The following is a 22,124-nucleotide window of genomic DNA, read 5'->3' on the forward strand; positions in this document are numbered from 1 at the left end:
CCTTCGGCCGGCCGGCGAGCGGCAGGCAGCCTCGAACTGCGCGGCAGTCGGGCGACCTTCCCGGGTGCCCGTTCGGTCACCTCACTCGGGTCTGGGACGGCGGCCGGTGCCCGCCCATCCTTCTCTCGGACGCGTACGGCCGCCTGACGTCGCGACCGTCCGAGACCGTCGAGATTGGGGATCAGCGTCATGACTGTCGGCCTCCCGAACGACACGGGGCTCCGCACCAGCAGCCTGCTCGGCATTCTCCGGGAGCGGGCCGAGGCGGATCCGGACGCGGCGGCGTTCCGCTTCACCGCCTTCGACGAGGGGGACGGGCACGAGCTGCCGCCCGTGGACCTGACCCGGGAGCTGCTCGACACCCGGGCACGCGCCACGGCGGCCGCACTCCAGCAGCACGGGGCCGGCGGGCAGCGCGTCCTCCTGCTGCTTCCACCCGGCGAGGACTTCGTCGCCGGCCAGTTCGGTTGCTACTACGCGGGCTCCTGCGTCGTCGCCTGCGCCCCGCCCAAGGGCGCGCCGGACACGGTGCAGGGCGAACGGTTCGTGCAGGTCGGACTCGACGCCGACGTGGCGGCCGTGCTCTGTCACGGTTCACGCACGGACGAACTGCGCGCCGCCTGGCAGGCGGGCGGCGCACCGGACGTCCCCTGGCTGGCCGTGGACGGGCCGCAGGCCGACTCGGCGCTGTGGACGCCGCCCGCCACGCGCGACGACGATCTGGCGCTGATGCAGTACACCTCCGGGTCGACCGGGAACCCCAAGGGCGTCATGGTGTCCTACGCCAACCTGCTGGAACAGCTCCGCGTCTTCCGCGACCTGGCCGAACTCCCCGAGGGCGCCGAGGTCGTCACCTGGATGCCCGTGTATCACGCGCTGGGCATCGCGGGCACGGTGACCATGTCGCAGTTCGTCGGCGGCCGCTGCACCCTGCTCGCGCCCGAGGACTTCGTCGCCGAACCCTTTCGGTGGCTCAAGGCGATCTCCGACGCCACCGCCCCCGTCTTCAGCTGCGGACCGAACTTCGCCTACGACCGCTGCGTCGAGCGCGTCACCCGGGACCAGCGCGAGCAACTCGACCTCGGCCGCTGGCACTCGGCCTTCAACGCCGCCGAACGCGTCCAGCGACGCACCGTCGACGCGTTCACCGAGACCTTCGCGCCGCACGGCTTCCGGCCCGAGGCCTGGTTCCCCGGCTACGGCCTCACCGAGGTGACCCTCGGCATCTGCGGCCGCCGCGGTGCCGACCCCCTGACGCTCACCGTGGACGCCGCCGCCCTGGAACAGGGCAAGGCCCAGCAGGCCCCCCGAGGGGCCGGCCGCACCCTGGAACTCGTGAGCTGCGGTCCGGCGCACGACCGTCTCCGGATGCTCGTCGTCGACCCCGCGACCCGCGCCGAATGCGGCCCCGGCGAGGTCGGCGAGATATGGGTCCGCGGCGACGTCGTCAACCAGGGCTACTGGCAGCGCCCGGAGCAGACCGAGGAGACCTTCGAAGGACGCCTCGCCGACGGTGGCGGGCCCTACCTGCGCACCGGCGACCTCGCCTTCCGCCACGACGAGGACATCGTCGTGTGCGGACGGCTGAAAGAACTCGTCATCATCCGCGGCCGCAACATCCACCCGCAGGACGTGGAGGCCGCCGCTCGCCGCGCCCACCCCGCGCTCGCCGCCGCCCCCGGCGCGGCGTTCTCCGTGGACGCAGAAGAGGGCGAACGCCTCGTCGTGGTGCAGGGAGTTGAACAGACCGACAGCGGGCCCGACCTGGCCGAGCTGGGCCGCCTCGTCCGCACCCGAGTCACCGCCGAACAGGAGGTCGAACCGCACACCGTGCTGTTCGTCCGGCCCGACCTCGTCCCCACCACGGGCAGCGGCAAGATCCGCCGCACCACCTGCCGACAGTCCTTCCTCGACGGGGAGATCGACGCCCTGCACACCGACGCCCCGCGCGGCCGAGCCGCGCCGACGGACGACGGCACCCGACACGTACCCGAACAGGCCGGGGAGACCGAACGCACCGAGGCGGCCGAAGCACGTGCCGCCGCACCGCTGCGCGACATGGCGCTCGCCCTCGCTCCCGAACTGCGCGCCCAGGTCGTCACCGCGGAGGTGCGCCGCCGCATCGGCGCCGCGCTTGCCGTCGCCCCGGACGACGTGCCCGAAGGCACTCCGCTGATCGCGCTGGGGCTGGAGTCGCTGCGTATCGTGGAACTGCGCTACGGCCTCGGCCGTGATTTCGACCTCACCCTTCCCATGGCCGACTTCGTCCGCGGCAGCGTCTCGGACGTGGTCACGCGCATCCTGACCAGCCTGCGCGGCGACGGCGCGGAGGGCATCGCCTGGCCCGAACTGGTCTCCGACCCGACCCATCGGCACGAACCCTTCCCGCTGACCGAGATCCAGCACGGCTACCTCGTCGGCCGCAGCAGCGCCTACGACCTGGGCGGGTCGTCCATCCACCTCTACACCGAGTACGACTGCCCCGACCTGGACGTGCGCCGGCTGCGAACCGCCCTCAACGCTCTGGTGAACCGCCAGGAGATGCTTCGCGCCGTCGTCTCCGCCGAGGGGCACCAGCGCATCCTCCCCGAGGTGGGAGAGGTGCCCGTCACCGAGTACGACCTGCGCGGATCCGACGTGGAGGGCCTCGACGCGCATCTGGAGCGGGTCCGCGACGAACTGGGCCACCAGATCCTGCCGCTGGACCAGTGGCCGATGTTCGATGTCCGCGTCACGTGGACCGGCGACGGCGACCGCCGTGCGCGCGTCCACGTCAGCCTGGACCTCCTCGTCGCCGACGTCGCCAGCGTCCGCTTGTTCTTCCTGGAACTCGGCGACCTGTACGCCGACCCGGAGGCAGACCTGCCGCCGCTGACCGTGTCGTTCCGCGACTACGTGATCGCCGCGCGCGGCCTGCGCGACACCGAGGCCTACGCCCGGGCGAAGGAATACTGGCAGGGCCGCGTCCCCACCCTTCCCCCCAACCCGCAGCTGCCCGTCGCCCGCGCCGCCCTGCCCCCGGGAGCCCGCCCGGAACGCCGGCGCCGCATCTCCCGGCTCGACGCCGAGCGCTGGGCCCGCGTCAAGGAACGGGCGAGTGCCCGCGGCATCACGCCGTCCGCCGTCCAGCTCGCCGCCTACGCCACCGTGCTCGGCGCCTGGAGCCGCAGCAGCCACTTCACGATCGACGTGCCGCTGTTCAACCGGCACCCGCTGCACCCGGACATCGACCTGATCATCGGAGACTTCACCTCCGTCACACTGCTGGAGGTCGACCTGCGGCCCGGTGGCGGTTTCCTCGCCCTCGCCGATCGCATCCAGCACCAGCTCTGGCGCGACCTGGACCACCGGTTCTTCAGCGGCGTCGAGGTGATGCGGGAGATCGCCCGCGAACGCGGCGTGTCCGCCGGCGCCTATGCCGGCATCGTCTTCGCCAGCGCCCGCGAACAGGGCCGCGACCAGGACTTCAGCCAGGGCGACCTCGGCGCCGACTGGCTCGGCGAGACCGTGCACGCCGTGTCGCAGACGCCCCAGGTACTCCTCGACCACCAGGTGTACGAGGACCGCGGCGCGCTCACCTACAAGTGGGACGCCGTGGAGGCGATGTTCCCGCCCGGCGTCATGGACGACATGTTCGCCGCCTACGACCGCCTGGTCCATGCCCTCGCCGACGACGAGACCGCCTGGGACGCCGACACCGCCGACGTCCTGCCCGACGCGCACCGCGAGATCGCCGGCCGGGCCAACGACACCGCAGGGGACCTGCCCGAAGAACTGCTGTGCACCGCCGTCGCCCGGCACGCCGCCGAGCATCCCGAGCGCCCCGCCGTCCTCGCAGGCGGCCACCGCCTCGGCTACGGGGAGCTGTACCGGCACGCCTGCCGGCTCGGCCGCAGGCTGCGCGAGGCCGGCGCCGCCCCCGGCGCGCTGGTCGCCGTCGAACTCGCCAAGAGCGTCGAGCAGATCGTCGCCGTCGTCGCCGTGCACCTGTCCGGCGCCGCCTACCTGCCGCTCGACCCCGACCTGCCGGCGGAGCGCCGCGGCAGGCTGCTCACCCACTCCGGCGCTCGCCTGATCCTCACCCCGCCCGCAGGGACGGCCCACCCGGCCGCGGAGGGGACGACCAAGATCCCCGTAGACCTGGACGACACGACCGGCGACGACGCGCCGCTGCCCCCGGTGCAGCGTCCCGACGACCTCGCCTACGTCCTCTACACCTCCGGCTCCACCGGCGAACCCAAGGGCGTCGCCCTGTCGCACCGTGCCGTGCTCAACACCGTCGCCGACTTCGCAGACCGCTGCGCGCTGACCCACGAGGACCGGGCCCTCGCGCTCTCCGCCCTCAGCTTCGACCTCTCCGCCGGCGACCTGTTCGCCGTGCTGCGCGCCGGCGGCGCGCTCGTCCTGCCCGAGCCCGGGGCGGTCAAGGACCCGGGCCGCTGGCTGGAGTTGATGGCCGAGCACCGGGTCACCGTCTGGAACTCCGTGCCCGCCTTGATGCGGATGCTGCTGGAACACCTCGGCAACCCCGACGGCGGCGGGCGACCCGCCCACGCGGGCCTGGCGGCGCTGCGTCTGGTCTGGTTCTCCGGCGACTGGATTCCGCTGGACCTGCCCGGGCGCGTGCGAGCCGCCGCACCCCTAGCCCGCGTGGTGGCCTCCGGCGGTCCCACGGAGACCGCCATCTGGTGCGTGGCCCACGATGTCACCGAGGACGACCGGGAGGTGATCCCGTACGGCCTGCCGATGCGCAACCACACCATCGACGTCCTCGACGACCGCATGCAGCCGTGCCCCCTGTGGGTGGCCGGGGAGATGTACATCGGCGGCAGCGGGCTCGCCGACGGCTACTGGCGCGACCCGGAGCGCACTGCCGCATCCTTCGTCGTCCACCCCCGCACCGGACGGCGTCTCTACCGCTCCGGCGACCTCGGAAGGCGCCTCCCCAACGGCGAGATCGAGATACTCGGCCGCGAGGACCACCAGGTGAAGATCCGCGGCCACCGCATCGAGCCCGGCGAGATCGAGGCCGCACTGCTGCGCCACGACGCCGTGCGCGCCGCAGCCGTCACCCCCGTCGGCGACACCCCCGAGAGCCTCCGTCTCGCGGCCGTCGTCGTCCCCGCACACGGTGGCACGGAGGGTGGCGCCTCCCCCGTGGAGCCCGACGGCGCGGACGACGACCTGCACGACCTGGCCCTGGGCGAGGTCCTCAGTGACCCGCTGGAACGCCTCGCGTTCAAGGCCCGCCGACCCGGCCTGCGCACCGACCTCGACGGCATCGCGCACACCCTGCCCGCCCCCGACCGGACCGCCCCGGAAGACGCGCCACCGGTCCGCCGCAGCCGCCGCAGCTACGACACCCGCGCACTGCCCCAGTCCACCCTCGGCCGCCTGCTGGAACCGCTGTGCGCCGACCACGACGCCGGCGGCGCCCTGCCGCGCCACCGTTACGCCTCAGCAGGCGCCCTCTACCCGGTCCAGACGTACCTGCACGTCACCGAGGGGCGCGTGGAGGGACTGCCCGGCGGCACCTACTACCACGACCCCGACGGGCACCGACTGGTGGAGATCCGGCCCGGTGCCGCACTCGACGACGCCGTCCACGCCCCGGAGAACCGGCAGACGCACCACCGCGCCGCCTTCACCGTCCTCCTCGTCGCCCATCGCGGTGCGGTCGAGCCGCTGTACGGCAAACGAGCACGCGACTTCACCCTCCTCGAGGCCGGGCTGATGACCCAGCTCCTGGACGACCACGCCACCGCTTGCGGCATCGGCCTCTGCCAGGTCGGCTTCGTCCGGGAGACCGCGGAACTGCGCGACGCCCTCGCCCTGGACGACTCCGCCGAAATCCTGCACGGCATGCTCGGCGGCGCCCTCACCGACGAGGACGCAGAGCCGACGCCGGCTCCCGGCCCCGAACCGCTCGCCGACGCTCTGCCCCGGCATCTCACCGCCGCCCTGCCCGGCTACATGGTCCCCACCATGTTCGTCGAGATCCCCGAACTCCCGCTCACCGCCCGCGGGAAGCTCGACCGGGCCGCGCTGCGCCGGATCGCCGAGGAGGCCGCCGCGCAGCACACCGAGGACGGCCCTGCGGACGGCGGCGCCGAGAACGACACCGAGGCGAGGATCCTCACCGTCTTCCGCGCCGCACTGAAGGAAGGCACCCGGGTCACCGTCCGGGACCGCTTCTTCGACATGGGCGCGGACTCCATCGTCGTCGTCCGTATCCACCGCACCCTTCAGAGGGAACTCGGCCACGAGTTCCCTCTGATGACGATGTTCGAGCACCCGACGATCCGCAGCCTTGCCGCGCACCTGACCGGCGCGGCAACCGGCCCCGACCTCGTCGACGACGCGTGGGAACGGGCCCGAGCCCGCGCCCGGCACCGTCGGCCCGCCCGCCGCCGCGGCTGAGGGCGGCCCGATGCACGCCCTCGGCGAAGCCCCGCTGGACCGCGTCCCCGAACTGGCCGCGCGGGCCCACGGCGACCTGCTTCTCGGCAGCGACGTCCGCTGGACCACCGGTGCCGGACTGGTCGACACCGTGGCGGGCTTCGCCGCGGCGGTGAACCGTCACGCCGGGCGGCTCGCCGCGGCCGGCGTCCGCCCCGGCGACGTGGTCGCCGTACTGCGACGGAACCACGTCGACCTTCAGGCCCAGCTCTACGGCACGCTCCGCGCGGGCGCCGTGCCGGCGCTGCTCCCCGCGCGGCTGCCGCGCCGGGGGGTCCTGCACTGCCTCACCCTGCTCGGCCGCCCGCACCTGCTCCTGGACGTGGAGGGCGTCAACCGCCTCCACGACGAGGAGGACGGGGTGCGCGCCCTGTGCGCCACAGTGCACACCCTCGGCCCGATCGACGATTCGACGGCCGTCTGGGCACCACCCCTCCCCGACGACTGCCCCGGCAGGCCCGCCACGGGGACCGGGCAGCACCGCGGTGTGATCCTCCACGACCCGAGCAGCGGCCGCCCAAGGCTGCTGCCCGCCGCGGACCTGCGGGCACGCGCCCGCGCACTCGCGGGACCTTCACCGGAGGGAACCGCTTTCGTTCACCTCGACTTCGGCCGGCCGCATGCCTGCGCCACCGTCCTGGCCGCACTCCAGCAGGGTGGGCCGCTGCTCGCCGTGACCCGCACCGAACGTCCGCTGGTGGACGCTCTGCTGCGGGAGCACCGGCCGGTGACGGTGGAGGCACCAGCCGCCGTCCTCGCCGCCTGGCGACCCCTCGCCTCGGCACCCACCAGGCCGTTCGCCTCGGTACGGCGGTTCGTCGTCGGCACCGGCCGGCTCGACCCGCCCACGGTGCGTGCCCTGCTCGACGGGTCATCCGCGCCCGACGCGGTGTGCGTGCAGCGGGAGGCCGCCGCGCCGCACGCACACCGCCCGCCGGTCACGACGTACCGGTCGGCCTGAGGAAGTAGGCGACCACCGGATCCCGGTCGCCGCCGGCCCGCAGATGGGCCGCGAACCGGTCCTCGTGCGTGCGGTGCGCGAAGTTCCAGGTCAGCGACACGCTGTCGTCCAGTGCGACGGCCGTGTGGTACCAGCCGGCCGGGATGAAGATGGCGTCGCCCGGCGCGAGCACCTCGTCGAGCGTGGGTACCGCGTCCTTCCACCGGGGGAAGCGTTCCTCGTCCGGCGCGTCCGGATCGACCACGCCGTCCCCGTCGGACAGCAGCGCGCCCTGGTCCGGGGCGTACATGACGAACCGTTTCCGGCCGGTGACCTGGCACAGACAGGCGTCGCTGGCCCACGGGTCGACGTGCAACCGCGTACGCCCCCCGCGGCCGCACACGAACAGGCCGCGGGCGGGGAAGGGGTCGCGCGAGGCGTCCACCGGCCCGGCCGTGGGCGGGAACACGTAGTCCGTGCGCGGCAGCCAGGACGGCATCGTCCACTCGTCGGCCAGCTCGGTGAACGCCGCGTCCGCCTCCATCATCTGTTCCTCGCTCTGCCGGGTGAACCAGCGCAGATAGGGCGGCACCCCCTCCACCGCCGCGCCGGTGTGCTCCTCCACGTACTCGGCGAAGGTGGCCACCTCCTCCAGCGCGAAGAGCGTGTCGAACAGCGTCACTTCGTGCTCCCCGAACCGCCGGGCCAGTTCCTCCAGCGGCCAGGGTGGCGGCTTCCGCCACCCGGCGAGCGCACCGCGCACCACGACCGGCCGTCCCGGCCCGAGGTGGTCGGACAGGAATGCCTCCGCATCCAGCGACTCGACGACGTGAGAGGGGGACTGGGAGTAGGTCATGGCGCGCCTCCGTCCGGTTTCCGGGCAGGCCGGGGCGGACCCGGCGGGATGCCGAGTGGGTGTCCGCCGGCCGTTTCCGCGAGCCCGCCCGCGACAGCGTAGGAGCGGGCGCGGCGCGGCACCCTGGCCCGGGAGCCGGTCCTTTCTCCCGGCTCGTCGGGCACCGCGGGTGCCGCCCGCGCGGTGCCCGACCGGGCACCGCCAACGGCCGCCCGCCCGGCGACTGCACCACACGCCCACACCCGCCTAAGGTCGCCGCGGCGCGGTGACGGCCCCGCCACACCCGCATCGAGAGGCAGGCCGGACTCATGGACGGCAGGGGACGGACCTGGGCGTTCGCAGCACTGTGCGCCGCCCAGTTCATGTCGATGCTCGACCTCACCGTGGTCAACCTCGCTCTGCCCAGCATCCGCCGGGACTTCGACGCGGGCGTCTCCGAACTCCAGTGGGTCGTCGGCTCCTACGTCCTCGCCTTCGCCTGCCTGCTGCTGACCGGCGGTTCGCTCGGTGACCGGTTCGGCCGCAAGCGGGTCTTCCTGACGGGGCTGGCCGTCTTCACCGCCGGTTCCCTGGTGAGCGGGGCGGCGCCCACCCTCGCCGCGCTCGTCGCCGGCCGGGTGGGTCAGGGGATCGGTGCGGCCCTGTTCGTGCCCGCCACCCTCGCCATCCTCACCCGGCTCTACCCCGAACCCGGCGAACGGGCCCGCGCCATCGGGCTGTGGGCAGGGGTCTCGGCCGTCGCCCTTCCCCTCGGGCCGGTCCTCGGCGGCGTACTGGTGGACCGGTTCGGCTGGCCCAGCGTGTTCCTGGTCAACGGCCCCGTCGGAGCAGCCGCACTCGTGGCCTCCTGGCGGTCGCTGGCCGAAACCCCCTTGGTGCGGCGCAGGTTCGACCTGCCCGGCCAGCTTCTCGCCATCGGCTGGCTGGGGTGCCTGACGTACGCCCTGATCGAGGCCGAGCAGGCGGGCTGGTCCTCCCTGCACATCGCGGTGCTGCTCGGCGCCGCAGCGCTGCTGCTGCTGGGATTCCTCACCGCCGAACACCGGGCCGCCCAGCCGATGCTGCCGCTCGGACTGTTCCGCAACCGTCGCTTCGCCGCATGCAACGCCGTGCTCTTCGCGGGGGCGTTCGGACTGCTCAGTTCGTTCCTTTTCCTGTCGCTCTTCCTCCAGCAGGTACAGGAGTACCCGCCGTTCCAGGCCGGGCTGCGCATGCTGCCACTGCTGCTCCCGGCCGCGGCGGCCGCACCGGTGGCCGGAAGGCTCGCGGCGCGCTACGGCCCGGCCCTCCCCATGACCGTCGGGCAGACGGCCACCGGGACCGCCCTGCTGGCGCTCACCGCGATCGGCGCCGACACGCCGTACGCCCTCTGGGCGTTCGCGCTCGTGCCGCTGGGGGCGGGCGTCGGCCTGACCATGACGCCCACCAACGCGGCGCTCATGGGCAGCGTGCCGCCCGAGAAGGCCGGCATCGCCTCCGCCACCTCGATGGTGAGCCAGCAGGTCGGCAACGTCCTCGGCGTGGCCGTGATCGGCGCCGTCGTCGCAGCCGCCTTCTCCGGCGCGCTCACCGAACGCGCCGGAGAACTCGGCCTGTCCGCCGCGACCACCCGGCAACTCGTCCACGACGCGGTGGAAGGCAGCCTCGGCACCGGTCCCTCGGCCGACGGCGCCCGCGGCGAGGCCGTCGACGACTCCTTCACCGCGGGCGTCCACCGAGGGTTCGCCGTGAGCGGGGTCGCCTACCTGACCGGCGCGGCCCTCACCGTGACCTTCGTCGCGGAACGGCGAGGGACGCGCCCCCGTCGCGAGCGGCTCGCCGCCCGGTGAGCCCCGCCGGGCGCCGCCCCGGCCCCGACGCGGTCCGGGCCGGGCGGCGTCCCCGCCCGGCCCGCGTCGACGGGTCGGTCCGGGCGGAATCCGTACGCCTCGTCCTCGTGTGACGCACCGCAACACCCCGGTCAGTCGTCCGGCACACCGTCACCGCTCCCGGCACGCCGCCGCCCGCTTCCCCGCGCCACCCGCCGCGTGAGCCCGCACACCCGCCGCGCCGTTCGGCCACCCGCCCGGTACCCGAACGGTCACCCCACCCGTGCCAGTGCAGCCACGACCGCCGTACCACCTCGCCCGGCGAGCGAACGGACGGGCCGAAGGGGGTGCGACCACCGCCCTCGGCCTCGGCATCCTCACGTTGTGGCAGACCCTTCCCAACCTCTCGGGGCGAGACCATGAAGCACCGGACCATGCTCAAGTCCAAGATCCACCGCGCGACCGTCACCCAGGCCGACCTCCACTACGTCGGCTCGCTCACCATCGACACCGACCTCATGAAGGCGGCAGATCTGCTGCCCGGTGAACTCGTCCACGTCGTCGACATCGACAACGGGGCACGCCTGGAGACCTACGTGATCGAGGGCGAGCCGGGAAGCGGCGTCATCGGTATCAACGGCGCGGCCGCCCGGCTGGTGCACACCGGCGACCTCGTCATCATCATCGCCTACGCCCAGGTCACCGACGACGAGATCGACGGTCACCGGCCGCAGGTGGTGTTCGTCGACGGTGAGAACCGGCAGGTCGGAACGGGCCACGACCCGGCGCAGCCGCAGCCGGAGGACCACCTGCCCACCGGACACACCCCGAACGGCACCCCCGGCACCTGACCCGCGTTCCACCCGCCGCCCTGCCGCACCCGCCCGCCCCACGGAGAGCACCCAGCACGGGCGAGGACGTCGCACACCTCAGGAGGAGCCCCCGGTATGACCCCCCAGCAGAGCAGCGCTCCGAAGGAGCCGGTCGACGACGCGGGCGACATCGCCGTCATCGGCATCGCCTGCCGCTTCCCAGGGGCCCCCGACGCGGGCCGGTTCTGGCACAACCTGCGCAGCGGCGAGGAGTCCGTCAGCTTCTACGACGAGGCCGAACTCCTGGAGAGGGGGGTGCCGGCCGAACTCGTCGCCGACCCCGCGTACGTGCGCGCCGCGTCCGTCCTGGAGGACCCCGAACTGTTCGACGCCGCCTTCTTCGGCTACAACGCGCGCGACGCCGCCATGATCGACCCGCAGCAGCGCATCCTGCTGGAGACCGCGCACGCCGCGTTGGAGGACGCCGCGTGTGTGCCTGCCGCGTTCCCCGGCTCCGTCGGTGTGTACGCCGGCAGCAGCCTGTCCACCTACCTGATCTCCCACCTGCTCACCGCCGGGCCCGGCTTCGCCGACATCGCGGACGCCACCGAACTGCTCACCACCAACGACAAGGACTACCTCGCCACCCGCATCAGTTACGGTCTGGACCTCGACGGCCCGGCCGTCTCGGTGCAGACCGCGTGCTCGTCCTCGCTGGTCGCCGTCCACCTGGCCATCCAAGGGCTGCTCGGCCACGAGTGCGACGTCGCCGTCGCCGGCGGCGCGTCCGTACGGCTGCCGCAGGGGACGGGCTACCTGCACCGCCAGGGAATGATCTTCTCGGCCGACGGTCACACCCGCTCGTTCGACGCCGCCGGCAGCGGCACCATGTTCGGCAGCGGCGTCGGTGCCGTGGTGCTCAAACGGCTGTCCGACGCCGTCGCCGACGGCGACCGCGTCGACGCCGTGATCAAGGGCTCTGCCGTCACCAACGACGGATCGGCGAAGGTCGGTTACACCGCCCCCGGAGTCGACGGCCAGTCCCGCGCCATCGCCGGTGCCCTCGGCGTGGGCGGCATCGAGCCCCACACCGTGAGCGCGATCGAGGGGCACGGCACCGCCACCCCGATCGGCGACCCCATCGAGGTCACAGCCCTCGCCCGGGTCTACGGCCGCGGCCCCGCCGCGGCCGCCGGCTGCGCGCTGAGTTCCGTGAAGTCCAACGTCGGCCACCTCGCCGAGGCCGCAGGCGTCGCCGGCCTCATCAAGGCGGTTCTCCAGCTCCGCCACCGCGAACTGGCCCCCAGCCTGCACTTCGACAAGCCCAACCCCGAACTCGGCCTGGACCGCACGCCGTTCCGCATCGTCACCGAACTGGAGAAATGGCAGACCGACGGCACACCGCGTCGTATCGGCGTCAGCTCCTTCGGCATGGGCGGTACCAACGCCCACGTCGTGCTGGAGGAAGGACCCGCAGCCGCGCCGTCCCGGCCCTTCACCCGCGACCTGTTCCTGCTGCCCCTGTCCGCACGCACCCCCGCCGCGCTGGACTCCGCGACCGACGCTCTGGCCACCGCCCTCGCCGGCCCTGCCGCCGACGACCTGCCGGGCACCGCCACCACACTTCAGCAGGGCCGCACGCCACACGGTCACCGGCGGTTGGTCGTCGCCGGCGACTCCGACGAGGCCCGCGAGGCGCTCCGCACCCGCGACGCCGACCGCGTCGCCACCCACCGTGCCGCAGAGGACCCCCGCGTGGTGTTCCTGTTCTCCGGCCAGGGAAGCCAGTACCCCGGCATGGGGCGGCGGCTGTACGCACGCGAACCCGTCTTCCGCGAGCACTTCGACGCCTGCGCCGACCTGCTCGCCCCCGAACTCGGCCTCGACCTGCGGGAGGTCGTCCACCCCGCCGCCGGCACCGACCCCGCGGAGGCCGCTGCCCGGCTGCGCCGCACCGACCTCGCCCAGCCCGCGCTCTTCGTCCTCGGCCACGCTCTGGCAGAACTGCTCGACAGCGTCGGCGTCACCCCGGACGCCATGATCGGCCACAGCGTCGGCGAGATCCTGGCGGCCTGCCGCTCCGGTGTGCTCACCCTGCCGGACGCGCTGCGCCTGGTCGCCGTACGTGGACGGCTGATGCAGCAACTGCCGTCCGGCGGCATGCTGTCCGTGCCCCTGGCCGAGGACGAGGTCTGCCGCCGGCTGCCCGACGGGCTCTCCCTCGCCGCGGTCAACGCCCCCGAACTGTGCGTGGTCTCCGGCCCCGACGACCGGATCCACGCGTTCGCCGACGCCCTCGCCGGTGACGGCGTCCCCACCCGTCCGCTGCACACCTCGCACGCCTTCCACTCGGCCATGGTCGAGCCCGCCCTCCCGGACTTCCGCGCCGCCCTGTCCGGCCTCGACCTCCGGGCCCCCGACACCCCCTACGTCACCAACCGCACCGGCACCTGGGTCACTCCGGAACAGGCGCGGGACCCCGAGCACTGGGCCCGGCACATCCGCGAACCCGTCCGCTTCGGCGAGGGCGTGGACCTGCTGACCGAGCCCGGCCCCGCCGTCCTCGTGGAGATCGGACCCGGCGCCACGCTGTGCTCCCTGTCCCGGGAGGCGGCCCGAGGACGCGGCGCGACCACCGTGCCCCTGCTGCCCGGACCGGGGGAGGAGAAGGACGACGCCCGCCGGTTCACCGAGGGCCTCGGCCGCCTCTGGCTGGCCGGCGCCACCCTCGACTGGGACCGCGTGCAGGGCGGCACCGCCTCCCGCACCGCCCTGCCCACCTACCCCTTCGAACGCCGACGCTACTGGATCGAACCCGCCGCCCCCGCCGCCCCCGCCGGCGGCCACGACGGCTACCGGGTCCAGGTCCCCGACGGCGACCCGGCCGACGCCCAGGACGCATCCGCCGTGGACGGGGCGTGCGACCCCCGGCCCGCACTCACCACCGAGTACGTCGCACCGCGCGACGACCGCGAACGCCAGGTCGCCGCGGTCTGGCGCGAGCTTCTCGGCGTCGCCCCCGTCGGCGTTCACGACAACTTCATGGAACTCGGCGGCCATTCGCTGCTCGCCGCCCGCGTCGTGGAACGCCTCAAGTCCGTTCTCGGCACCGAGGTCAGGCTCGCCGACCTGCTCGCCGGACCGACCGTCGCCGGCGTCGCCGCCCTCCTCGGCGGCACACCGCAGGCCGACGGCGCCACCCCGGACGAGGACCCGGCTCCGGACGACCGGCTGCCCGCCGCCGTACCCGACCCCGACCGGCTGCACGAACCGTTCCCGCTGTCGGAGATGCAGCAGGCACAGTGGATCGGGCGTCTGGACAGCTTCCAGGGCGGCAACATCGCCGCCCACGTCTACTGGGAGGTCGACGTCGACCCCGGCATCGACCTGGACCGGCTGGAAGCAGCCTGGCAGCACGTCGTCGACCGGCACGACATGCTGCGCGCCGTCATCGACCGGGACGGCACCCAGCGCATCCTCCCGGACACCGGCCCCTACACCGTCGCCCGTCTCGACCTGCGCCGGGCCGGTGCCGAGGACGCCGAGGCACAGCTGACCGCACTGCGCGACACCCTGTCCCACGAAGTCCGGCCCGCCGACACCTGGCCCCTCTTCGACGTCCGGGTCACCCTGCTGCCCGGCGACCGCATCCGACTTCACCTCAGCTTCGACCTGCTCATCGCCGACATCGGCAGCATCCGCCTGCTGGTGCGCGACTGGCGCCGCTACTACCAGGACCGTGGGGACGAGATCCGGCCGCTGCGCGTCAGCTACCGCGACTACGTCCTCGCCTCCGAACGCATCCGCGACACCGCGCTCTACAGCCGCTCCCTGGAGTACTGGCGCGATCGGGTCGCCGCACTGCCGCCCGGCCCCGCGCTGCCGCTGGCGCTCAACCCCGGCTCGCTGACCGACCCCGACTTCACCGCCCGCGACGCGCAGGTCCCCGCCGACCGCTGGCAGGCCTTCCGCAACCGGGCCGCCGCGGCCGGCGTCACCCCCTCCGCCGCCCTGCTGGCCGCCTACGCGGTGGCGCTGGGCACCTGGTCCCGCTCGGCCCGCTTCAGCCTCAACGTCACCGTCATCAACCGACTGCAGGTGCACGAGGACGTCCGTGACCTGGTCGGCGAGTTCGCGTCCTTCGACCTGCTGCCGGTCGACCTGTCCACCGGGCTCAGCGTCGGTGAACTCGCCGCCGCACTCCAGCGGCAGAGCTGGGAGGACCTGGAGTACCGCTACCTGAACGGTGTGGAGATCCTCCGTGAGATGGCCCGGCTGCGCGGCGGCACCAGCGGGTCGGTGATGCCCGTGGTCTTCACCAGCACCCTGGTGCAGGAGAACGAGGCCGAGGACGCCTCCATGTTCGGCTGGCTCGGCGCGATGCTGCACGAGATCGCGCAGACCCCGCAGGTCTGGCTCGACTTCGCCGTCATGGAGAACGCCGACGGCGTACAGCTCAGTTGGCACTGGCTGCGCCGCCTCTTCCCCGAGGGCGTGATCGACGCCGTCTTCGACTCCTTCCACCACCTCGTGGAACGCCTCGCCGACTCCGACGCGGCCTGGGGCGACGCCGCTCGATGCCCGCTCCCGGCGGACCAGCGCGCACTGATCGAGCGGGCCAACGCGACCGAGGGGCCGCTGCCGGAGGGATTCCTCTACTCCGCTCTCCTGGCCCGGGCCGAGGAGCACCCCGACCGCGTCGCCGTCACCGCCGACGACGGCGAGCTGACCTACGGACGGCTCCGCGCCCACGCCTGCGCCCTCGCGCACCGTCTGCGCGGCCTCGGCGCGGGGCCCGGCCGCCTCGTCGCCGTCGCCCTGGAGAAAGGCTGCGAGCAGATCGTCGCCGCCCTCGCCGTGCAGCTCGCCGGCGGCGCCTACCTGCCGATCGATCCCGGCCTGCCCCCGGAGCGGCAGGACCACCTGTGTGCACGCGGCGAGGTGCGGCTCGTCCTCACCCCCGCAGGCGGCACGGACCGCACCTGGCCCGGCGGCGCCCGCGAGGTGCCCGTCGACCTCGGCGCCGACCCGGAGGGGACCGGCGCCGACGGCACCCCGCCCGAGGCCGTCCAGGTGCCCGACGACCTCGCCTACGTGATCTTCACCTCCGGCTCGACCGGCGAGCCCAAGGGCGTGATGCTCTCGCACCGGGCGGCCCTCAACACCCTGGACGACATCAACGAACGGTTCGGCGTCGGCCCCGGGGACGCCGTCCTCGGCCTCTCCTCTCTGAGCTTCGACCTGTCCGTCTACGACGTGTTCGGCGTGCTCGGTGCCGGCGCCCGGCTGGTGCTGCCCCGCCCCGGCACCAGCCGGGACCCCGCGCACTGGGACGAACTGGTGCACCGGCACCGCGTCACGCTGTGGAACAGCGTGCCGGCCCTGCTGCGCATGTACGTCGAACACCTCGCCGGCCACCCCTCCGGGGACGAGAACGCCCCCTCCCCGGAGACCAACCCCCTCCGGCTGGCGCTGATGTCCGGAGACTGGATACCCCTCGACCTCGCCTCCCGTCTGCGCGACGTGGCCCCGCAGACCCGCCCCGTCAGCCTCGGCGGTGCCACCGAGGCGGCCGTGTGGTCCATCTGGCACCCCATCGACCCGGACGACACCGACCGCGAATCCGTCCCCTACGGCACGCCCCTGCGCAACCAGACCTTCCACGTCCTCAACGACCGGATGGAGCCCTGCCCCGTGTGGGCCACCGGCGAGCTGTACATCGGGGGCGACGGCCTCGCCCTCGGCTACTGGCGCGACGAGGAGCGCACCCGGGCGTCGTTCGTCACCCGGCCGGACACCGGGGAGCGCCTCTACCGCACCGGAGACCTCGGACGGCGCCTGCCGGACGGCACGCTGGAGTTCCTCGGCCGCGAGGACTTCCAGGTCAAGGTCGGCGGATTCCGAATCGAGCTCGGCGAGATCGAGAACGTCCTCACCCGCCACGAAGGCGTGCGCACCGCCCTGGCCGCCGCACCAGGAGACCGCCACAACCGCCGCCTGGTGGCCTACCTGGTGCCCGAGGCCGACCCGGACGCCCGCACCCCCGAGTCCGACGAGGAACTCGTCGACGAGGTCACGGCACTCGCCGAGACGGCCCTGCCCGCCTACATGGTGCCCACCGCGCTACTCGTTCTGGACCGGTTGCCGCTGAGCGCCAACGGCAAGGTCGACCGCTCCGCCCTGCCCGACCCGGCACGTGCCGCCGCGGGGACCGACGGCGCCGCGGCGGGCCCCGTCGCGACCCGGCTCGCCGAGATCGTCGCCGAGGTCGTCGGCGTCCCCGGCATCGGCCCGCACGACAACTTCTTCTCCGTCGGCGGCAACTCCATCATGGGCGTCCAGATCGTCTCCCGGGCCAACGCCGAGGGCCTCGACTTCACGGCCGCCGACCTCTTCCAGCACGAGACGCTCGGAGAACTCGCAGCTGTCCTCGAAGCACGCGGCGCGGTCGTCTCCGGCGAAGCGCCCACCACGCCCCCCACCCGGCACCAGCGCCGGCTGCTCCAGGCCGCCGCGCCCACCACACCCGCGGGCGCGCACCGCGCCGAACTCCTGGTGGCGGGCGACGTCGGACCCGAACAGCTGGAGACCGCGCTCGCCGCCGTCGCCGGCCGGCACACCGCCCTGCACCAGCGTCTCGCCGCCCCCGACGGCACCGGCGGCCTCGTACGGTCCGGCGACGACACCGCCCCTCCCGTGCCGCACATCGACCTCACCTCGCTTCCCGACGCGCGCAGGCTGCGGGCCTTCCACGGCATGGTCGAGGAGATGCGCCAGGAGCTCTGCCCCCACCGCGGGCCGGTCACGAAGGCGGCGCTGTTCGAACTCGGGGACCACGGCCGCCGCATGGTCTGGCTGGTCCACGAACTCCTCGTGGACGGCGCCTCCTGGCCGGCGCTGCTCGGCGACCTCGACCGCGCCGCTCGAACGGTACGGAACGGAACCGAACCCGCGCTGCCCGCCCCGGACGACCAGCAGGCCCGCGCCCTGACCGCACTGGCCACCGAAGCGCCCGCAGACGCACCCCCGCCCGTACCGGAACCCGCCGGGGGAGAGGGCGCCGAAGAGGAGAGCGCCGACCTGGTCGACCTCGGCGCCACGGCAGGCACCCCGCACGCCCTGCACCTCCTGGACACCGTCCTCTCCGAGGAGGAGACGGCGGACCTGCAGCACGGAGTGGCGAGCACTTACCGGCTCACGCCCGCTCAGACGGCGGTCGCCGCCCTCGCGCTGGCCGCCGGCGCCACCGGCCACCGGCAGGCGCTGCGCTGCGCCGTGGAGGAGGACCTGCGGGAGTTCGAGGAGGAGGACAGTCGTGCCCGGCTCCCCGCCGGCAGCTTCAGCACCCTCCTCACCGCGCTCCTCCCCGCCCCGAAGACCGCCCCCGGCGCACCGGCGGAGAACGGGGCGGACGCCCAGACCGACGCGCTCCTGCGCGTTGTGAAGAACGTGCGCGACGACGCACCGCCCGCGGCGGAGGAGCCCGCGGCCCAGATCCTGGTCCGCCACCTGGGTGCCCTCGACCTCGCGCCGGACGGCCCCTTCGACCTCGCGGGTCCGCCCCGGCTCGACGCCTCCGGCCACCCCGTCGTCTTCGACACCCGCATGGAGGCCGGACGCCTGCACACCACGCTGACCTGTCACGCCGACGAGGCGGCCGCCCGTCGCCTGGCGGACCTGAACGACGCCCTCCCCGGCGCCTTCCGTCGGATCGCCGCGCACTGCCGCGACACCGGCACCGCCGTCCTCGACCCCGGCGACTTCCCGCTCGCCGGCCTGGACCAGGACACCCTCACCGCGTTCCTCGGCGCCTTCGCCGGTGACGACGGCGGCAGGGGTCACGCGGAAGGCGACGCACCTGCCGGCGTGCCCGACGGCGACGACGCACCCCCGGGCCACGGAGCGCGGCCGACCCGACACGCGGAGGAGACCCGATGAAGCCCGAGAACCTCCAGGACGTCTTCGAACTCACCCCCGTCCAGGAGGGGATGCTCTTCCACAGCCTCTTCACCCCGGATTCGGGCGTCTACGTGGAGCAGCTCTCCTTCACCCTCTGCGGCCCCCTCGACCCGGACGCGTTCCTCAGGGCGTGGCAGGATCTCGCCGCCCGGCACCCGATCCTGCGGACCGGCTTCCACTGGGAGGAGGTCGGCAGGTCCCTCCAGGCCGTGCACCGCCGCGTCGAGGTGCCGGTGCGGCACCACGACTGGCGCGACGTGCCCCCCGCCGAACGGGAGGGACGCTACGAGGAGTTCCGCGCCGAACAACGCCGCCTCGGCTTCGACCTGCGGCGGCCCCCGCTGATGCGGCTCGCCCTGATCCGGCTCGAGGACGAGCTGTACCGCTTCTTCTGGAGCTTCCCCCACCTGGTCATGGACGGCTGGTCGTTCGGCCTGGTGCTCCAGGAGTTCGCCGCCGCCTACGCCGCACGCTGCGCCGGGACGGCACCCCAGCTCCCCGGCGCCCGCCCGTACCGGGACTACGTCGCCTGGTGGAAGCGCCGCGACACCGGTCGCGCCGAGGAGTTCTGGCGGCGGGAACTCGCCGACGCCGCGCCGCAGCCGCTCGACACCGGGCCCACCGCGCCCGACGACGGCGGCCCCACCCACGCCTTCGTCCCGGACCGCCACCTCGGCTCGCTCGTCCGCGACCTCGACGGCCTCGCCCGCGACAACCGGCTGACCCTCAACACCCTGGTGCAGGGAGCCTGGCTGCTGCTGCTCGGCCGCTACACCGGCAGCGACGACGTGGTCAGCGGTGCCACCTCCACCCACCGGCCGTCCGACCTGCACGGCGCGGAGACCATCGTCGGCCCGATGATCACCACCACCCCGGTGCGGGCCCGCATCGACCCGGCCCAGCGGCTGCTGCCTTGGCTGCGCCGCCTCCAGGACGCCATGACCGAGGCTCGCGAGTACGCCGACGTCCCCCTGCACCTCTTCCCCCGATGGGCCGGCCTCCCCGGCGGAACGCAGCTCTTCGAGACCGATCTCGCGTTCGAGAACACTCCCGCACCCGAGATGGCCCTGCACCGTCTGGAGATCACCGACTTCGCCTACGACGGCCGACCGCACTACCCGCTGACCATGGTGGTCTTCCCCCAGGAGGACCTACCGCCCCGGCTGGTGCACGACCGGCGCCGCTTCCCCGCCCCCGTCGCCGAACGCCTCCTCGGGCACTTCCAGCACCTCCTCGGCGGCATGGCAGACGACCCCGGCCGCAGCCTCGGCGACATCGACCCCTACACCCCGGCTGAACGCGTACGGCTGCTGGACGGCGGGCACCGTCCGGACCCCGTGGACGGCGACGACCTGCTGCACGAGGTGTTCGCCGGCCGCGTGGACGCCGCCCCCGACGCGGTCGCCGTGGTGTGCGGCGACGACACCGCCACCTACCGGCAGCTCGACGAGCGCGCCAACCGCATCGCCCGGCACCTGGTCAGCCTCGGCGCCGGGCCCGAGGAGCGCGTCGGCCTCTGCCTGGAGCGGTCCGTGGACATGGTGGCGGCCGTCCTCGGCGTGCTGAAGAGCGGAGCCGCCTACGTGCCCCTCGACCTGGCGCAGCCCGCCTCCCGCATGGCCCACGTGCTCGCCGACTCCGGCGCCGCCCTGCTCGTCACCCACGACGCCGCCGCCGACCGCGCGCCCGCCTTCGAAGGCACCCTCGTCCACCTGGAGAAGGACGCGGACGCTCTCGCCGACCAGGACCCGACCCGCCCGGACACCGGTGCCACGCCCACCGACCTCGCCTACGTCATCTACACCTCCGGCTCCACCGGCCGCCCCAAGGGTGTCGAGGTGACGCACTCCAACGTGGTGCGTCTGGTGCGCGGCGCCGGCACGCTGCTGGACACCGGCCCGGCGGACGTGTGGAGCATGTGCCACTCCTACGCCTTCGACGTCTCCGTCTACGAGATGTGGGGCGCGTTCGCCGACGGCGCCCGCCTGGTCGTCGTCCCCCGGGACACCGTGCGCGCGCCCGACGCGCTGCACGAGCTCCTCGCGGAACAGGGCGTCACCGTCCTCAGCCAGACACCGTCCGCCTTCCGCCCGTACGCGCGGCACGCGCTGGAGACCGACGGCGGGCAACCGCCGTTGCGCTACGTGCTGTTCGCCGGCGAGTACCTGGACGTGCCGGCGCTGGAACCCTGGTTCGCCCGCTTCGGCGACGACGAGCCGCAGCTGGTCAACCTGTACGGCATCACCGAGGTGACCGTGCACGCCACGTTCCACAGGGTCACCCGGTCCGACGTCCTGTCCGGGGTGCGCAGCAACATCGGCCACCCGCTGCCCGACCTCACGCTGCGCCTCCTCGACCCCCACGGGCGCCCCGTCCCCCAGGGCGTGCCGGGCGAGATCCACGTATCCGGGCCCGGCGTCGCCCGCGGATACCGCAACCTGCCCGAACTGACGCGACAGCGTTTCCTTCCCGACCCGTTCACCGCGGGCGACGCCCGCATGTACCGGTCCGGCGACCTCGCCCGGTTGCTGGACGACGGCACCCTCGAGGTGCTCGGCCGCGTCGATGACCAGGTCAAGATCCGCGGCTTCCGAGTCGAACCCGGCGAGATCGCCGAGGTGCTGGCCGGGCACCCCGCCGTCCGGGAGGCCGTCGTCGTTCCGCGCGAGCACCCAGAGGGCGACGTGCGGCTCGTCGCCTACGTGGTGATCCCACGACCCGACACGGACGATCCGCGGACGGCGGTCGGCGACGCGCGAGGCGAGGGGCGGGAGCCCGGGCCCACCGGCACCGAACTGCTGGAACGGGCCCGCCGCAACCTCCCCGAGTACATGGTGCCCGCGTCCGTCGTGCTGCTGGACGCCCTGCCGCTCACCGCCAACGGCAAGGTCGACAAAGCCGCCCTGCCCGCCCCGGGCACCGGCCGCTCGGCAGCGGCCGGCGCCTACGTGGCGCCCCGCGACGACCTGGAACGGCGCATCGCCGAGGTGTGGAGCGAGGTGCTGGAGGTCGAACGGGTCGGCGCCCACGACGACTTCTTCGCCCTCGGCGGCCACTCCCTGCTCGCCACCCGCGTCACCGGCCGGCTCAAGTCCGCGCTCGGCCGCGACGTGAGGGTGCGCACCCTTTTCGAACGGCCGGTGCTGGCCGAGTTCGCCCGCGAGTTGCGGGAGACCGCGGATGCCCGCGCGGCTTCCGGCAGCCCCGAACTCGTCGCGGTGCCCCGCACCCCCCGCCGGCCCGCGACCGCCGCCGACGACGAAGCACCCGGGAACGACGAGGAGAACTGA

7 protein-coding genes are annotated in these 22,124 nt (G+C 73.8%); 6 read left to right on the top strand and 1 reads right to left on the bottom strand.

Annotation, left to right across the window (positions count from 1 at the left end):
- Positions 1–189 precede the first annotated feature (189 nt).
- Together K304_RS31540 and K304_RS0101610 are read left to right on the top strand one after the other, a co-directional pair.
- Positions 190–6,420 (top strand): non-ribosomal peptide synthetase, encoded by a 6,231-nt coding sequence (locus K304_RS31540; RefSeq protein WP_051307653.1) that lies wholly within the window; start codon positions 190–192, stop codon positions 6,418–6,420.
- A 10-nt stretch (positions 6,421–6,430) separates the two neighbouring features.
- Positions 6,431–7,420 (top strand): AMP-binding protein, encoded by a 990-nt coding sequence (locus tag K304_RS0101610; protein ID WP_027762314.1) that lies wholly within the window; start codon positions 6,431–6,433, stop codon positions 7,418–7,420.
- On the opposite strand, the gene K304_RS31545 is transcribed toward K304_RS0101610, so the two are convergent.
- Positions 7,398–8,255: a cupin-like domain-containing protein gene (locus tag K304_RS31545; protein ID WP_051307654.1), complete on the bottom strand. Its 858-nt coding sequence runs from the start codon at positions 8,253–8,255 to the stop codon at positions 7,398–7,400. The genes K304_RS0101610 and K304_RS31545 overlap by 23 nt on opposite strands.
- A gap of 308 nt (positions 8,256–8,563) precedes the next feature.
- Here K304_RS31545 and K304_RS26755 point away from each other — a divergent pair, with 308 nt between their 5' ends.
- From K304_RS26755 to K304_RS26765, 4 genes are all read left to right on the top strand, one after another.
- The gene (locus K304_RS26755; RefSeq protein WP_051307656.1) at positions 8,564–10,084 is read left to right on the top strand and encodes an MFS transporter; all 1,521 of its coding nucleotides are present in this window, start codon (positions 8,564–8,566) and stop codon (positions 10,082–10,084) included.
- A gap of 398 nt (positions 10,085–10,482) precedes the next feature.
- Positions 10,483–10,914, top strand: a complete 432-nt coding sequence (gene panD / locus K304_RS0101625; protein ID WP_027762315.1) for an aspartate 1-decarboxylase — start codon at positions 10,483–10,485, stop codon at positions 10,912–10,914.
- Between the two features lie 96 nt (positions 10,915–11,010).
- Positions 11,011–18,813: a hybrid non-ribosomal peptide synthetase/type I polyketide synthase gene (locus tag K304_RS26760; protein WP_078528257.1), complete on the top strand. Its 7,803-nt coding sequence runs from the start codon at positions 11,011–11,013 to the stop codon at positions 18,811–18,813.
- On the top strand, positions 18,810–22,124 hold the full coding sequence (locus K304_RS26765; protein WP_051307657.1) for a non-ribosomal peptide synthetase: 3,315 nt from the start codon (positions 18,810–18,812) through the stop codon (positions 22,122–22,124). The genes K304_RS26760 and K304_RS26765 overlap by 4 nt, the downstream gene beginning before the upstream one ends.

This window comes from Streptomyces sp. CNS606 (assembly GCF_000426325.1).

Bases quoted from the DNA above. Each gene is read 5' to 3' on its own strand.
- K304_RS31540 (WP_051307653.1), top strand. From the start codon at position 190: ATGACTGTCGGCCTCCCGAACGACACGGGGCTCCGCACCAGCAGCCTG.
- K304_RS0101610 (WP_027762314.1), top strand. From the start codon at position 6,431: ATGCACGCCCTCGGCGAAGCCCCGCTGGACCGCGTCCCCGAACTGGCC.
- K304_RS31545 (WP_051307654.1), bottom strand. From the start codon at position 8,255: ATGACCTACTCCCAGTCCCCCTCTCACGTCGTCGAGTCGCTGGATGCG.
- K304_RS26755 (WP_051307656.1), top strand. From the start codon at position 8,564: ATGGACGGCAGGGGACGGACCTGGGCGTTCGCAGCACTGTGCGCCGCC.
- panD (WP_027762315.1), top strand. From the start codon at position 10,483: ATGAAGCACCGGACCATGCTCAAGTCCAAGATCCACCGCGCGACCGTC.
- K304_RS26760 (WP_078528257.1), top strand. From the start codon at position 11,011: ATGACCCCCCAGCAGAGCAGCGCTCCGAAGGAGCCGGTCGACGACGCG.
- K304_RS26765 (WP_051307657.1), top strand. From the start codon at position 18,810: ATGAAGCCCGAGAACCTCCAGGACGTCTTCGAACTCACCCCCGTCCAG.